The sequence below is a fragment of the Streptomyces sp. BBFR51 genome (genome assembly GCF_044591655.1).
GTDB lineage: Bacteria > Actinomycetota > Actinomycetes > Streptomycetales > Streptomycetaceae > Streptomyces.
Window position 1 is genome coordinate 2,769,304 of the sequence record NZ_CP172448.1, and the last position, 14,749, is coordinate 2,784,052.

The window sequence follows — 14,749 nt, forward strand, 5'->3', positions numbered from 1 at the left end:
GTCCCGACCGGGCCCGTACTCGCTCCCTTACGCTTGCGACGAGACCACGGTGTGGACCGCGGTCCGTCGCGGCACGGGAACGAGGACGGGACCGATGAGCCTTCGCCAGTTCGAGTACGCCCTGGCTGTCGCCGAGCAGGGCTCGGTGACGGCCGCGGCGGAGATGCTGCGGGTCGCTCAGCCCTCCGTCTCCCAGCAGATCCGCGGCCTGGAGCGGGAGCTGGGCGTGGAGCTGTTCTCCCGCACGCCGACCGGTCTGGTGCCCACCGTGGCCGGCCGCGCGTTCCTGCGGGAGGCGGAGGTCGCGGTGAGCGCGGAGCGGCGGGCGCGGGCGACGGCCCGGGCCGGCGCCCACGAGCTGGTGGGCGAGCTGGTGGTCGCGGTGCAGATGGGCCTGGGCACGCGACAGCTGCCCGGCGCCCTGGCCGCGCTGCGCCGCCGCTTCCCGCGCCTCGAGGTCACCGTCTTCGAGGAGCCCAACCCCACCGAGCTGGAGCGGCTGGCCCGCGGTGGCGTGATAGACCTCGCCCTGATGGCCGGGCCCTGCGAGGAGGGCCTGTACGACGGCCACCACCTCGGCGACGAGGAGTTCGTCGTGGTGCTGGCCGCCGGGCACCCGCAGCTCGCCGCCGACCGGGTCGCGCTGCGTGACCTGGAGCGGGAGCCGTGGGTGCGGTTCGACCCCAACAGCGCGCTCGACGGCGTACTGGTGGACGTGCTGCGGGACAACGGGCTGGCCCCGACCACGGTCGCCCGCGTGTCCCAGACGGCGACGGCCGTGCGCTGGGCCGCCCACGGGCTGGGGGTCACGTTCGTCCCGGCCTCCGCCGTGCCTCCCGGACACGAGCACCTCGTGCGCCCGCTGTCCCCGGTCGTCTCCCAGCCCGTCGTCGCCGCGGTGCGGCCCGGCGCGGGCCCGGCGGAGACGGCCCTGCTCGAGTTCCTGCGCCAGGAGACCTGGTACAAGTTCGCTCAGAGCTGGGTGGCGCCTCCGTCCACGGCGAGTTCGGCGCCGGTGGTGTAGGTCGCGTCGAAGGCGAGGAACGCGGCCGCCCGGGCGATCTCCTCGGGGGTGCCGAAGCGGCGCATGGGGTTGTCCGCGACCCGCTCCGCCTTGAATCGCGCGGCCTCCTCGGCGGTCATCTTCGCGTCCAGGGCTCCCGTGTCGACGGGGCCCGGGCTGACCGCGTTGACCCGGATCCCGCGCGGCAGCAGCTCACGGGAGAAGCTGCGGGCCATCGAGCGCAGCGCCGCCTTCCCGGCCGCGTAGACGCTGGTGTCCGCCATGCCGATGGCGTTCGCGACCGAGGTCGTGAGGACGACGCCGGCGCCCGTGCTCAGCAGCGGGGCGAGCTTCTGCACGGTGAACCAGGCGCCCTTGACGTTGATCGCGAACAGCTCGTCGTACGCCTCCTCGGTCGTCGATCCGAAGGGGGTGAGGGCCGCGACGCCGGCGTTGACGAACAGGGCGTCGACCGTGCCGAGTTCGGTCTTCACCCGGTCGGCGAGGGCGTCCAGGTCGGACAGTGAGGCCACGTCGCCCCGGACGCCTGTGGCGTTCTCGCCGAGCCGCTCCCGCGCGGCGTCGAGTGTGGCCTGCGAACGGCCGGTGATCACGACGCGGGCTCCGCCCTCCACCAGCAGTTCCGCCATCGCGAAACCCATTCCACTGCCGCCGCCCGTGATCACGGCATTCTTGTTGCTGTACCTACCCATTTCCGGGTCCCTTTTTTTGCAGGCTTCAGGCTTTTCCAGTTTCACTTCTTCCCGGGGGTCAGCTCCTGGGATATTCCCCGCCGTCCACGGCGAGGTTGGTCCCGGTCACCCAGCCCGCCCTCTCCGACACGAGGAACAGCACCGCGTGGGCGATGTCGTCGGGCCGGCCGTCGCGTCCCAGCGGGGCGGTACCGGTCGCGCCCGGTCCGGCGTCGAGGCTCGCCCAGTACTCCCGGGTCTCCTCTCCGCCGGGGGTGGAGGTCCGGCCGGGACTGACGGTGTTGACCCGGACGCCGGAGGGCGCCAGGGTCGCGGCCAGTCCGGCGCTGTAGTTGTCCAGCGCCGCCTTCGCCGCCTGGTAGTGCAGGAACGGGGGTGCCGGGGGCGCGACCGCGGCCGAGGAGATGTGCACGATCGCTCCCGAGCGCCGTTCCCGCATGCCCGGCACCAGCAGCGAGTTCAGCCGGACCGACGCGAGGAGGTTCAGGTTCAGCGTGTCCAGCCACTCCTCGTCGGGGATGACCAGGCCGTCCTTGTGGGGCCGCGCCCCGCCCGCGTTGTGGACCAGGACGTCCACCCCGCCGAGCTGCTCCCGCGCGGCCGCGGCGAGCGCCTCCGCCCCGGCGCGGGTCCCCACGTCCGCCTGCACGAAGGCGGCCCCCTCCGGCGCCGCGCTCCTCGCCGACCTGGCGGTGGTGAGCACCTCGGCGCCCGCGTCCAGGAGGCGGCGGACAATCGCCGCTCCGATTCCGCGCGTACCGCCCGTGACGAGGGCCCGCTTTCCAGCGAGTTCCCTGCTCTGCGAATTGTCCGACTCGTTTTCCTTCACGGCCATGGCGTTATCCCTTTCACATTCGCATGATTACCCCCACACGGTAGGTCCGGGAATTGAAGGGAGGCAAAGACGAAATTGCAGCAGCAGCCATAGGAAGCCCCTATGGCGCTTCCTGTGGGCGCTTCCTATGGCGCCTCACGCGCCGTCGTAGGGCCGCTTCTCCTTCGCCTCCCGCAGGGCGCGCCCCCACCACACCACCTGGTCGAGCATCGCCTTGGCCGCCGCGTCCGGTCCCGAGGGGTCCCTGAGCCTGCCCTCGTCGTCGAAGGAGGCGCCCGCGTTGTGGAAGGAGACGGTGTCGCGGACGGTGACGGCGTGCAGTTCGGCGAATACCTGGCGCAGGTGCTCCGCGGCGCGCAGGCCGCCGGCCAGACCGCCGTAGGAGACGAGACCGACGGGCTTGGCCCGCCATTCGGTGAAGTGCCAGTCGATGACGTTCTTCAGGCCCGCCGGGAACGAGTGGTTGTACTCGGGGGTGAGCACGACGAACGCGTCGGCGGCCGCCAGTTTCGGGGTGATCTCCGCCAGTGCGGCACTCGCCTGCGGGGTCCGGGCGAAGGTGGTGGGCAGCTCGGTCCCGGCGACGTCCACCACCTCCGGGACCAGGTCGTCGTGGGCCTCGAGGTGGTTCTTGAGCCAGTCGGCGACGACGGGGCCGAAGCGGCCGTGCCGGTTGCTGCCGACGAGCAGGGTCACACGCAGCGGTGCGGTCGTGGTGTCCATACGGGAGAGCCTGATACCTCAACCTTGCTCGAGGTCAAGCCGAGACGCCCGCGGGCTCGTTCGGAGGCACCGGTCACCCGTTCACACCCGCGCCCCGCGCCCCTCCGGATCTTTTCGGAACCGGCCCGCCGCACGCCCGTGACCTGCCCGAACGCTGTCCGGTGCCGGGCGTTCGGGAGCGCGGGAGACACCCGTTCATCCCATTCCCCGCGCGTTCTCGGGGGGCGGGCCGGGTCCGGTGCCACTTTCCTCGGTAGGGCAGGGGCCACCGAAGAGCTCAAAGGAGCACCGATGCGACGTACCGCCCGCCTGCTGACCGGTACCGCGCTCGCCGCCGCGGCCGTCGGTCTGACCACCGCGGCCCCGGTGTACGCCGGGGAAGCCGGCTCCGCCGGCGGCGGTCTGACGGTGTATCCGTCCTCGGTCGTGCCGGGCGAGCGGGCCGTGGTGACGACGCCGGCGTGCGGCGAGGGCGGCTCGGCGGCGGGTGACGCCAGCGCGGTCGGCGCGGGCGCCTTCACGCTGGCGCCGGGCACCGGCGAGGGCGGGGCGAGCGGCCACTTCGAGGTGCCGCCGAGCGCGCAGCCGGGGACGTACGAGATCGTCGCGACCTGTGGGGACGACGAACGGCGGGTGACGGGCGACCTGGTGGTCACGCTGACCTCGGCCGCCGCGCAGGTGTACCCCAGAGGAAGCGTGAAGACGGGGGTCGGCGGCGCTCTTGGCCCCGATCCCGTGCAGACCGCGGCCGGCGTGGCGGCTCTCGCCGTCGCCGCCGCGGGCGGTACCTGGCTCCTGCATCGCCGGGCGAGAGGCGACGGGATCTGACGGGCACCCTCCGCTGCCCGTCCGCCGGTACCGCACTTCCCCACCCCCTCCGGGTCCGACGCCCCTCGCGGCCCGGAGGGGGCAGGGGACCTCCAGGTTTCCGAGGGAGAGGGGACGTCATGCGCAGGGTCAAGGACACCGCGATAGCGGGCGTCACCGTGGTCGCCCTCTGCTGCGGGGCGTGGCTCCTGCTGGGCGGCGCCCACACCGAGGCTCCGCCGCAGCCGTCGGCCGCACAGGCCCGCACCGGCCAGGAGGGCCGGTCCGACCGGGGCGCCGCCGCACCCGCGCTGCCGCCCTCCCCGCCGGACCGTATCCGCATCCCGGCGATCGGCGTGGACGCCCCCTTCGCAGCCCTCGGCCTTACGGCATCCGGCAGCCTGGACGTGCCGCCCGCCGAGAAGAAGAACCTCGCCGGCTGGTACGAGGCCGGCACCACCCCGGGCGAGACGGGCACCGCGATCGTCGCCGGTCACGTCGACAACGCCGAGGGCCCCGCCGTCTTCTACCGCCTCGGCGCCCTCAAGAAGGGCTCCACGATCGAGGTCGACCGGCGCGACGGCGGCGTCGCGGTCTTCACGGTGGACGCGGTGGAGGTCTACGCCGCCGACGCCTTCCCCGACGAGAAGGTCTACGGCGCCGCGAACCGCCCCGAACTGCGCGTCATCACCTGCGGCGGCGCCTACTCACGCAGTACCGGCTACCAGGGCAACGTGGTCGTCTTCGCCCACCTCACCGGCAGCCGGTGAGGGATTCAGTACGTGCGCCTTCCCCCACGCGCCGAGCGGCACCAGCGCCTCGTTGAGGGCGACGCCCCGGGCGGTCAGCGAGTACTCCACACGGGGCGGCACCTCGCGGTACTCCTCGCGGTGCACGATGCCGTCGGCCTCCAGCTCCCGCAGCTGCGCGGTGAGCACCTTCTCGGTGACGCCCGGCAGCGCGCGGCGCAGCGCCCCGAAGCGGTACATCCCCTCGCCGAGGGCCCACAGGATCAGTACCTTCCACTTCCCGCCGATCACGTCGATCGCCGCGTCGACCCCGCAGTGGTACGCCCCCGGCCGCCCTGCCGTCCCCATACCCGTCATACCCGTCACCCCGTCCCTGCCCGCTGCCTGCATGCTTCCGCCGCGGTAACCACCCACTCGCAAGTACGTACTTGAGCGGTCTCCGGCCCCGGCGGAGCCTGAACACCATGACCGACAAGACACCCGCCGCCCGTATTCCGCTCACCGTTCTCGGCGCCGGCGCCATGGGCACCGCCCTGGTACGCGCCTGGCTCGCCGCGGGCCACCCCGTGACCGTCTGGAACCGTACCGCCGCCCGCGCCGAGGCCCTGGCCGCCGAGGGTGCGACGCTCGCCGCGAGCGCCGCCGAGGCGGTGGCCGCGAGCCGCCTGGTGATCGTCTGCCTGCTCGACGACACCACGGTCGGCGCGGCCCTGGACGGGGCCGACCTGACCGGGCGGGACCTGGTGAACCTCACCACCGGGACGCCCGCCCAGGGCCGCGCCCGCGCCACGTGGGCGGTGGAGCGCGGAGCCCGTTTCCTGGACGGCGGGATCATGGCCGTACCGCCGATGATCGGGTCCCCCGACTCCGGCGGCTACGTCTTCTACAGCGGCTCCCCCGACCTGTTCGACGAGCACCGGGACACCCTCGCCGTGCCGGCCGGCACCCGTTACGTGGGCGAGGACGCGGGGTTCGCGGCGCTGCACGACGTGGCGCTGCTGAGCGCCATGTACGGCATGTTCGCGGGCATGGCGCACGCCTTCGCGCTGATCGGTCCGGAGGACATCGCCCCGAAGGACTTCGCGCCGCTGCTGGTGTCGTGGCTCGGCGCGATGTCCGGCTCGGCGCACAAGGCCGCCGACCAGCTGGCGAGCGGCGACTACGGCAAGGACGTCGTCTCCAGCCTGGCGATGCAGGTGGCGGGCAGCGCGACGCTGCTGCGCACAGCGGAGGAGCAGGGGGTGAGCCCCGAGCTGCTGACGCCGTACCTGGCACTGATGGAACGGCGGGTCGCCGAGGGGCACGGGGAGGAGGACACGACGGGGGTGGTGGAACTGCTGAGCCCGCGTCGGGCTGCGGCGGACCGTCCCTAGACGAATGAGTCCGATCAGGCGTGGTTCTCCGTGTCGCCCGTTGCGGTTTCCCGAAACGACGCGGTGGCTGCCTCGAGGCACGTGGCGAAGTCCGCCTGCTCGCCTGCGTCGAGCCACTGGTCGAAGGCGTTCTGGAAGATGAGTGCGGCGATCTGCGCCGCGAGGCGCGCCCTGCGGGGTTCGGTGCCGCGTTCCCGGAGTGCGTCACCGATCGCGGCGGTGACGGCGGCGAATTTGGTGCGCTCGCGCTCCTGGAGCTCCGCGCTGGCGCTGATCACGGCTCGACGCTCGGCGGCGTGCTCGATGTGGGCGGTCAGCTGGACGCCGGCCTCGGCCAGGGCTGCCAGGGCGGTGGACAGCGGGGTCCCGGCGTCGGCGGCGCCGAGGACGGCCTGGTGCAGCGCGACGGGAAGGCGTTCGGAGCCCGCGAAGAGGACCTCGCGCTTGTCGGGGAAGTAGCGGAAGTACGAGCGCCGGGTGATGCCGGCGCGCTCGGCGATCTGCGTCACGGTCACCTGCTCGTAGCCCAGCTCGGAGTACAGCTCCAGTGCCGCCTCGGTCAGGCGTTTCTGCGTTCCCGGGTCCCATCGCGCCATGGTGTGACCCTAACAAATGATGTCTCACTGTGTCATCAGTGCTAGCCTAGGTGATGACACAGTGAGACATCAGGTGGCATCGGTTCTTGGCGGGCCGATCCCCGAGAGGAGCGACCATGACACGCGACGTGGACCATGACGAGCAGACGGGTGCGGTGTGGATCCTGGGCGCCACCGGCCGGATCGGCTCCGCCGTCGCCGGCGACCTGGCCGTCCGGGGGGTTCCGCTGGCCCTGGTCGGACGCGATCGCGACCGCCTGCGCAAGGTCCAGGCGGATCTGGGTAAGGGCGACTTGGTGAAAATCGTGGTCGCCGACACCACCGAAAAGATCGCGGAAGAGATCCGTCGGGAGCGGCCCGCCGTAGTCGTCAACACCATCGGCGAGTACGCCGCCACAGCCCTGCCCCTCGCCCGCGCCTGCATGCCGGACGGGCACTACGTGGACCTTGCCGCCGACCTGACCGCGGTCAGCCGGCTGCTGGACCTGGACCAGGAGGCCGAAGCGGCGGGCAGCACTTTGGTGACCGGTGCCGGATTCGGCGTCCTCGGCACCGAGGCCCTCGTCGTCAAACTCTGCGAAGACCGCCCCACCCCCGCCCGGGTCCGTGTCGATGCCATCGGTTCGGTCGCCATGAAGGCCGGGCCCCTGGGCGCCGCCTTCGCCGCCGGCATGATCGACACGCTGGTCACCGGCGGACGGCTCTACGCGAACGGCCGGCTGGTCGAGACCCGGCTCGGCGGTGACGTCCAGCACCTCACCCTCCCCGACGGACAGAGGGTGAAGACGGCCGGCGCCCCCCAGGGCGAACTCGTCGCCGCGCAGCGGGCCAGCAACGCACCCGAGGTCACGGTCACTTCAGGTCTGGCGCCCACGGGCGCGATCGTACGTGCCCTCCTTCCCCTCATCGGGAAGCTGCTGTCCTTCCCGGCGCTGCGCAACTTCGCCGTCCGCAGGATGGCCGGGGTCAAGCTCAAGGCGACCCCCCGCCCTCGCCCGCACTCCTGGGGCCATGCCGTCGTCACCTGGCCCGACGGAACCCGGCGCGAAGGGTGGCTGCGCGCCGACGACGGTATGGACTACACGGCCAATGTGGCCGCCGAGACGGCTCTGCGCCTCGCTCGCGGCGAAGGCAAGCCCGGCGCCCACTTCCCCGCAGCCGCACTCGGCCCCGACCTGGCAGTCGCCGCCGGCGGCACCTTCGTCCTCAACTGAGGGACGGGTCGCTCCATTCGGAAGCCGCCCAGCAGGGCTACGCCACCCACTGCTCCCACGCCAGGTTCGCCACCAGCGCGAACACCACCGTCAGCAGGACGACGCGGACGAAGCCGCTGCCCTTCTTGAGGGCCGTGTGGGCGCCGAACATGCCGCCTGCCAGGTTGAAGACGGCCATCAGGGCGGCCAGCTGCCACAGAACCGCGCCCTGCCAGGCGAACGTGGCGAGGGCGCCCGCGTTGGTGCAGCAGTTGACGATCTTGGCGGTGGCGGAGGCGGTCACCAGGTCCAGGTGGAGCAGGGCGGTTAGGGCCAGGACCAGGAAGGTCCCCGTGCCGGGGCCGATGAGTCCGTCGTAGAAGCCGATGCCGAGGCCCGCGAGGCCGATCGCGGCGAGGATCTGGCGGCGGGTGGCCGGGCCGGTGGCGGGCGCGGCGCCGAAGGCGGGCCGGAAGATCACGAAGGCGGCGACCGCGAGCAGCACCACCATGATCACCGGCTTCAGGACCTCGGTGCTCATCCCGGCCGCGAAGAAGGCGCCGCCCGATGATCCGGCCAGGGCCGCCAGGCCGATGCGCACGGCCGTGCGGACGTCCACGGGCGCCTTGCGGGCGTAGGTCACCGCCGCGCCCGTGGTGCCGACGATGGCGACCGCCTTGTTGGTGCCCAGCGCGTGCGCGGCGGGTGTCCCGGCGGGCAGGCCGAGGAGCAGGGCCGGCAGGAGCAGCAGGCCGCCGCCGCCGACCACGGCGTCGATCCAGCCGGCCGCGAGAGCGGCGAGGCAGAGCAGAACGACCGTGGTCAGCGATATGTCGGGCATGATCGCGACCCTATGGACGGGATGGATGTGCCGTCCATCGAGATGAGGGACTTCTGAGGTTGCCGCGCACCCGGCCGAGTCCCTCACATCCCTCCCCCACCCCCGCTGAGGGCAGCGTTCCCCGTGGGAAACAGAAGGGATGCGGCCGGGTAACACCCGCACCGCACGCTCGGTGTCATGACCTCGAATACGCGTGTGGTGGTGATCGGCGCCGGACTCGCGGGCGTGACGCTCGTCCGGCGGCTCGGTGAGCTGGGCACGCCCGCGCTGCTGGTCGGCGACGAGGAGCACCGCCCGTACAACAGGGTGCTGCTCGCCGAGGTGCTGGCCGGACGGTACAGCCCCGAGGTGATCGCCCTGCCCGCGCCGGCCGGGCTGACCCGCGCCCGGGTCACCGGCGTCGACCGGGCCGCGCGGACCCTGCGGTGCGCCGACGGGTCGGTGATCGCATACGACACGCTGGTCCTGGCCACCGGCTCCAACGCCGTGCTGCCACCCCTGCGCGGCCTGTTCACCCCGGACCACGAGCTGCCCGAGGGCGTGCACGCGTTCCGGACGATGGACGACTGTCTCGGGTTGTCGAAGGCGGTACGGCCGGGGGTGCGGGCCGTCGTGATCGGGGGCGGGCTCCTCGGAGTGTCCGCGGCCCGCGCGCTGGCCGTGCGCGGCGCCCAGGTCGTGCTGGCCCAGCAGTCCGAGCGGCTCATGGAGCGCCAGCTCGACCCGGGCGCCTCCGCGCTGGTCCGGCGCCACCTGGAGGACCTCGGCGTCGAGGTGCACACCGAGTGCCGGGTACGGGACGTACGCAGCGTCGGCGGGGCGGTGCGGTCGGTGGAGATGGCCGACGGGTACGCCCTCGGCGCCGATCTCGTCGTGCTCGCGTGCGGGGTCCGCCCGCGCGTCGGCCTCGCCCAGGAGGCCGGGCTGGAGGTCGGCAAGGGCGTCCTCGTCGACGACGAGCTGCGCACCTGTGACCCGCACATCCGCGCCGTCGGCGACTGCGCCCAGCACGCCGGACGCGTGTACGGGCTGGCCGCGCCCGCCCTCGAACAGGCCGGCGTGCTCGCCGAGCTGCTCGCCGGGAGCGGCACCGCCCGCTACACCGGCACCCGCTCACTGACCCGGCTCACCCTCGCCGGCCCCGACAGCCCCCTCGGGCCCGGCGTCCCCTTCGACCTCGCCGCGTTCGGCGAGACCGACCCCCGCCCCGGCGACGACGTCGTGCAGCTCGCCGACGCCACCCGGGGCACCTACCGCAAGGTCGTCGTCCGTGACGACCGGCTGGTCGGCGGGGTCCTGGTCGGCGAACTCGGCACCGTCGGCGCGCTGGCGCGCGCCTGGGAGGGAGCAGAGCCGCTCCCGTCCGACGGCGGCCCCCTGCTCCACCTGCTCACCAACGACGGAGGCTCCTGATGACCGCCACCCCGGGGCCCACCCCCACGATCGTCCTCGTCGGCCACGGCATGGTCGGCCAGCGCTTCCTCGAGGCGCTCGCCGAGCGCGGCCTGACCGCCACGCACCGTGTCGTGGTGCTGTGCGAGGAGCCGCGTCCCGCATACGACCGCGTCCAGCTCACCTCGTACTTCTCGGGGAAGACCCCCGAGGACCTGTCGATGACCGACCCGGCCTTCATCGACGCGCACGGCATCGAGCTGCGCGTCGGAGACCCGGCCGAGACGATCGACCGGGAGGCGCGCAAGGTGACCGCCCGGTCGGGACTCGTCGTCGGCTACGACGTCCTCGTCCTGGCCACCGGCTCCTACCCCTTCGTCCCGCCGGTGCCCGGCAAGGACGCCGAGGGCTGCTTCGTCTACCGGACGATCGAGGACCTCCTCGCCATCGAGGAGTACGCCAGGACGCGGGCGACGACCGGCGCGGTGGTCGGCGGCGGACTGCTCGGCCTGGAGGCGGCCGGTGCGCTCAAGGGGCTCGGACTCGCCTCGCACATCGTGGAGTTCGCGCCGCGGCTGATGCCCGTGCAGGTCGACGACGGCGGCGGCGCGGCGCTGCTGCGCACCATCGAGGACATGGGCCTGTCCGTGCACACGGGCGTCGGCACCCAGGAGGTCGTGACCGGCGACGACGGTGCCGTCACCGGCATGAAGCTGTCCGACGGTTCCGAACTCGCCACCGACCTCGTCGTGTTCAGCGCCGGTGTCCGCCCCCGCGACCAGCTGGCCCGGGACTGCGGGCTCGCGGTCGGCGAGCGCGGCGGCATCGGCGTCGACGAGCAGTGCCGCACGGTCACCGACCCGCACGTGTTCGCGATCGGCGAGTGCGCGCTGGCCGCCGACGGCCGGGTGTACGGGCTCGTGGCACCCGGGTACGAGCAGGCCGAGACGGCCGCCGCGACCATCGCGGCCCAGGAGGCGTCCTTCACCGGCGCCGACCTGTCCACCAAGCTGAAGCTGCTCGGCGTGGACGTGGCCTCCTTCGGCGACGCGCACGGCGCCACCGCCGACTGTCTGGACGTCGTCTACTCCGACTCCCGCGCCGGGCTGTACAAGAAGCTGGTCGTCGGCCGCGACGGCACCCTGCTCGGCGGCATCCTGGTCGGCGACGCGGAGGCGTACGGCACCCTGCGCGCCTTCACCGGCTCGGTCCCGCCCGTCTCCCCCGAGTCGCTCGTACTGCCCGCCGGTGCCGGGGGCCCGGTCCAGCTGGGTCCGTCCGCGCTGCCCGACGACGCGGTGATCTGCTCCTGCCACAACGTCACCAAGGGCACCATCCGCGGCGCGGTGACGGAGCATTCCTGCACGACCGTGCCCGAGGTGAAGAAGTGCACCAGGGCCGGCACCGGCTGCGGCTCCTGCGTCAAGGTGCTCGGCCAGCTGGTCACCACCGAGCTGGAGGCGAGCGGCGTCGAGGTCGACAAGGGCCTGTGCGGCTGCTTCGCGCAGACCCGCGAGGAGCTGTACGAGATCGTCCTCGCCCTGCGGGTCACCTCCTACCGCGAGCTGCTGGACCGGCACGGCCGCGAGGGGGCCCGGGGCGGTGAGGGCTGCGAGGTGTGCAAGCCGGCGGTCGGCTCGATCATCGCCTCCCTGGCCCCGGCGATCGGCGCGAGCGGCTACGTCCTGGACGGCGAGCAGGCCGCGCTCCAGGACACCAACGACCACTTCCTCGCCAACCTCCAGCGCAACGGCTCCTACTCCGTCGTCCCGCGCATCCCCGGCGGCGAGATCGCCCCGGAGAAGCTCATCGTCATCGGCGAGATCGCCCGGGACTTCGGGCTCTACACGAAGATCACCGGCGGTCAGCGCATCGACATGTTCGGCGCCGGCGTCGAGCAGCTCCCGGTGATCTGGGCGCGGCTGGTGGACGCCGGCTTCGAGTCCGGGCACGCGTACGGCAAGTCGCTGCGCACCGTGAAGTCCTGCGTGGGGCAGACCTGGTGCCGCTACGGCGTCCAGGACTCGGTGCGCATGGCGATCGACCTGGAGCTGCGCTACCGGGGGCTCAGGTCCCCGCACAAGCTCAAGTCGGCGGTCTCGGGGTGCGCGCGCGAGTGCGCCGAGGCCCAGTCGAAGGACTTCGGCGTGATCGCCACCTCCAACGGCTGGAACCTGTACGTCGGCGGCAACGGCGGCGCCACCCCGCGCCACGCGGACCTCCTCGCGCAGGACCTCTCGGACGCCGAACTGGTCCGCCTGATCGACCGGTTCCTGATGTTCTACATCCGCACCGCCGACAAGCTGGAGCGCACCTCCACCTGGCTGGAGCGGCTCCCGGGCGGCCTGGACCACGTACGGGACGTCGTCGTGCACGACTCGCTCGGCATCTGCGACGAGCTGGAGTCCCTGATGGCCGCCCATGTCGCGCACTACCGCGACGAGTGGGCCGAGACCATCAACGACCCCGAGAAGCTGGCCCGGTTCGTGTCCTTCGTGAACGCGCCCGACACCCCCGACCCGGTCGTGGGCTTCGTGCCCGAGCGCGACCAGATGAAGCCCGACCTGCCGCTGCTGAACATCGGCATGCGGCGCACCGAAGAAGACCTCGAGAACGACCTCGGGAAAGACCTCGAGAAGGACCTCCTGGAAGGAAGCACCCGCCGATGACCCTGGCACCCGAGTCCCTGGCACCCGAGACGACGACCGACCTCAAGGTCCGGCTGCGGCTGACGGACGACTGGTTCACGGCCTGCGACCTCGGCGCGCTGCTCCCCGGCCGCGGCGTGGCGGCCCTGCTCCCGGACGGCGGCCAGGTCGCCCTGTTCCGCGACCGGGACGGCGAGCTGTACGCCATCGACAACCGGGACCCCTTCACCGGCGCGGCCGTCCTCTCCCGTGGCCTGACCGGCACCCACCAGGGCCGCCCCTTCGTCGCCTCCCCGCTCCTCAAGCAGCGCTTCGACCTGACCACCGGGGAGTGCCTGGACGACGAGGCGACGCGGGTTCAGACGTACGAGGTGAAGGCCGCCTGAGACGAGCTACGTCGACCGCTCGTTGACCGTTCGTTCCAGAAAAGTCTAGGCTGCGACGCGTGGCCAGGACCAAGGAGTTCGATCCGGACGCCGCGCTGCGGGCAGCCCTGGAGCTGTTCTGGCGGCGCGGCTACGAGGCGACGTCGATGTCCGACCTCGTCGAGCACCTCGGCATCGGGCGCGCCAGCATCTACGCGACCTTCGGCAACAAGCGCGAGCTGTACCTGAAGGCGCTGGCGCGCTACGAGGAGGGGCTGCTGCCCGACCTGCTCCAGGACCTGTCCCGGCCGGGCCCCGCCCTGCCGGGCGTGCGGTCCCTGGTGCGGCGCTACGCCGTCGAGGCGACCGCCGACGACCTGCGCCTGCGCGGCTGCTTCGTCACCAACACCGCGGCCGAGCTGGCCCCGCACGACGCGGTCGCCGCCCGGCGGGTCGAGCGCAACTGGGACCAGCTGGAGACGGTGCTGCACACGGCGCTGACCCGGGCCCGCGCCGAGGGCGAACTGCCCGCCGGCCGCGATCCGCAGGCCCTCGCCCGGATGCTGCTGGTCCTGCTCCAGGGCATGCGGGTGGTCGGGAAGGCCTCGCCCGACCCGGTCAGGGTGCGGGACGCGGCGGAACAGGCGCTGGCACTGCTCGACTGAGCACGCGAACCCCTCCTCGGAGGGGTGTTTTCATCGGCTCATAACAAACCGATCGGTCAAGAAAAAGGGGAGATTCATGACCACCCAGCGCTTCACCGACAGGACCGCCCTCGTCACCGGTGCGGGCTCCGGCATCGGACGGGCCGTCGCCCTCGCCCTCGCCGCCGAGGGCGCGAACGTCGTCGTCGCCGGACGCGGACGGGGGCCGCTCGACGAGACGGCGGCCCTGATCGAGGAGGCGGGCGGCAAGGCGCTGGCCGTCACCGCGGACGTCACCAGGACCGCCGACATGGAGGCCCTCGTGGACGCCGCGGTGCAGTACTTCGGCTCCCTCGACGTGGCCGTCAACAACGCGGGCGTCTTCCACGGCGGGGCACCCCTGGCCGAACTGCCCGAGGAGGACTGGCGCAGGCAGCTCGACATCAACGTCACCGGCGTGTTCCTCGCCCTGCGGGCGGAGATCCGCACGATGGCCGCCCAGCCGGCCGGCGGCGCGATCGTGAACATCGCCTCCACCTTCGGCCTGCACAAGCGCAGCCCGGGCGCCACGGCCTACGCGGCGGGCAAGGCGGCCGTGTCGGTACTGACCCGGGGCGCCGCCCTGGACCACATCGGCGACGGTGTCCGCATCAACGCCGTCAGCCCCGGCGCCACGGCGACCTCCATGTCCCTGCGGCCGGGCGAGACGGAGGCGGGACGGGCCGAGCGGATGCGCGGGGAGACGCCGCTCGGGCGGGTGTCGGCGGTGGCCGAGGTCGCGGCGGCGGTGCTGTACCTGGCGTCGGACGACGCGGCGTCGGTCGTGGGCACCGACCTGGTGGTGGACGGCGGCCAGACGGCCTGAGC

Annotated in this window: 16 protein-coding genes; 10 read left to right on the top strand and 6 right to left on the bottom strand. The window is 72.8% G+C overall.

Translation table 11 applies throughout. The features are described from left to right. Positions 1–94 precede the first annotated feature (94 nt). The gene (locus tag ACGH7X_RS12635) at positions 95–1,024 is read left to right on the top strand and encodes a LysR family transcriptional regulator (protein WP_399884718.1); all 930 of its coding nucleotides are present in this window, start codon (positions 95–97) and stop codon (positions 1,022–1,024) included. On the opposite strand, the gene ACGH7X_RS12640 is transcribed toward ACGH7X_RS12635, so the two are convergent. From ACGH7X_RS12640 to ACGH7X_RS12650, 3 genes are all read right to left on the bottom strand, one after another. Next, entirely contained in the window at positions 973–1,716 is a 744-nt protein-coding gene (locus ACGH7X_RS12640) for an SDR family oxidoreductase (RefSeq protein WP_399884720.1), read from the bottom strand. The genes ACGH7X_RS12635 and ACGH7X_RS12640 overlap by 52 nt on opposite strands. A 58-nt stretch (positions 1,717–1,774) precedes the next feature. Further along, on the bottom strand, positions 1,775–2,551 hold the full coding sequence (locus tag ACGH7X_RS12645; RefSeq protein WP_399884722.1) for an SDR family oxidoreductase: 777 nt from the start codon (positions 2,549–2,551) through the stop codon (positions 1,775–1,777). A 135-nt stretch (positions 2,552–2,686) separates the two neighbouring features. Beyond that, complete coding sequence (locus ACGH7X_RS12650; RefSeq protein WP_399884724.1) at positions 2,687–3,274, bottom strand: NADPH-dependent FMN reductase; 588 nt, start codon at positions 3,272–3,274, stop codon at positions 2,687–2,689. Between the two features lie 291 nt (positions 3,275–3,565). Here ACGH7X_RS12650 and ACGH7X_RS12655 point away from each other — a divergent pair, with 291 nt between their 5' ends. Together ACGH7X_RS12655 and ACGH7X_RS12660 are read left to right on the top strand one after the other, a co-directional pair. Further along, the gene (locus ACGH7X_RS12655; protein WP_399884726.1) at positions 3,566–4,102 is read left to right on the top strand and encodes a hypothetical protein; all 537 of its coding nucleotides are present in this window, start codon (positions 3,566–3,568) and stop codon (positions 4,100–4,102) included. Positions 4,103–4,221: 119 nt separating this feature from the next. Further along, positions 4,222–4,851, top strand: a complete 630-nt coding sequence (locus ACGH7X_RS12660) for a class F sortase (RefSeq protein WP_399884728.1) — start codon at positions 4,222–4,224, stop codon at positions 4,849–4,851. On the opposite strand, the gene ACGH7X_RS12665 is transcribed toward ACGH7X_RS12660, so the two are convergent. Further along, positions 4,789–5,178 (bottom strand): winged helix-turn-helix transcriptional regulator, encoded by a 390-nt coding sequence (locus tag ACGH7X_RS12665; RefSeq protein ID WP_399896975.1) that lies wholly within the window; start codon positions 5,176–5,178, stop codon positions 4,789–4,791. The two genes, ACGH7X_RS12660 and ACGH7X_RS12665, sit on opposite strands and share 63 nt — an antisense overlap. Before the next feature lie 116 nt (positions 5,179–5,294). On the opposite strand from ACGH7X_RS12665, the gene ACGH7X_RS12670 reads away from it, so the two are divergent. After that, on the top strand, positions 5,295–6,203 hold the full coding sequence (locus tag ACGH7X_RS12670) for an NAD(P)-dependent oxidoreductase (protein WP_399884730.1): 909 nt from the start codon (positions 5,295–5,297) through the stop codon (positions 6,201–6,203). A gap of 14 nt (positions 6,204–6,217) precedes the next feature. Here ACGH7X_RS12670 and ACGH7X_RS12675 read toward each other — a convergent pair whose 3' ends face one another. After that, complete coding sequence (locus tag ACGH7X_RS12675) at positions 6,218–6,799, bottom strand: TetR/AcrR family transcriptional regulator (protein ID WP_399884731.1); 582 nt, start codon at positions 6,797–6,799, stop codon at positions 6,218–6,220. A gap of 116 nt (positions 6,800–6,915) precedes the next feature. On the opposite strand from ACGH7X_RS12675, the gene ACGH7X_RS12680 reads away from it, so the two are divergent. After that, on the top strand, positions 6,916–8,013 hold the full coding sequence (locus tag ACGH7X_RS12680) for a saccharopine dehydrogenase NADP-binding domain-containing protein (protein WP_399884733.1): 1,098 nt from the start codon (positions 6,916–6,918) through the stop codon (positions 8,011–8,013). Between the two features lie 37 nt (positions 8,014–8,050). Here ACGH7X_RS12680 and ACGH7X_RS12685 read toward each other — a convergent pair whose 3' ends face one another. Beyond that, complete coding sequence (locus tag ACGH7X_RS12685; protein ID WP_399884735.1) at positions 8,051–8,833, bottom strand: sulfite exporter TauE/SafE family protein; 783 nt, start codon at positions 8,831–8,833, stop codon at positions 8,051–8,053. A gap of 177 nt (positions 8,834–9,010) precedes the next feature. Between ACGH7X_RS12685 and ACGH7X_RS12690 the strand changes: the two genes are divergently transcribed. The 5 genes from ACGH7X_RS12690 to ACGH7X_RS12710 all read left to right on the top strand — a co-directional run bounded on the left by ACGH7X_RS12690 (position 9,011) and on the right by ACGH7X_RS12710 (position 14,747). Then, positions 9,011–10,246: an NAD(P)/FAD-dependent oxidoreductase gene (locus ACGH7X_RS12690; RefSeq protein WP_399884737.1), complete on the top strand. Its 1,236-nt coding sequence runs from the start codon at positions 9,011–9,013 to the stop codon at positions 10,244–10,246. Continuing rightward, positions 10,246–12,894, top strand: coding sequence for a nitrite reductase large subunit NirB (gene nirB, locus ACGH7X_RS12695; RefSeq protein WP_399884739.1), 2,649 nt, complete (start codon positions 10,246–10,248; stop codon positions 12,892–12,894). The genes ACGH7X_RS12690 and nirB overlap by 1 nt, the downstream gene beginning before the upstream one ends. Then, a complete protein-coding gene (gene nirD / locus ACGH7X_RS12700; protein ID WP_399884741.1) occupies positions 12,891–13,259 on the top strand; it encodes a nitrite reductase small subunit NirD in 369 nt (122 codons plus the stop codon). The genes nirB and nirD overlap by 4 nt, the downstream gene beginning before the upstream one ends. A gap of 59 nt (positions 13,260–13,318) precedes the next feature. After that, positions 13,319–13,903 (top strand): TetR/AcrR family transcriptional regulator, encoded by a 585-nt coding sequence (locus ACGH7X_RS12705; protein WP_399884742.1) that lies wholly within the window; start codon positions 13,319–13,321, stop codon positions 13,901–13,903. A 76-nt stretch (positions 13,904–13,979) separates the two neighbouring features. Continuing rightward, a complete protein-coding gene (locus ACGH7X_RS12710; RefSeq protein WP_399884744.1) occupies positions 13,980–14,747 on the top strand; it encodes an SDR family NAD(P)-dependent oxidoreductase in 768 nt (255 codons plus the stop codon). Positions 14,748–14,749: the final 2 nt, after the last annotated feature.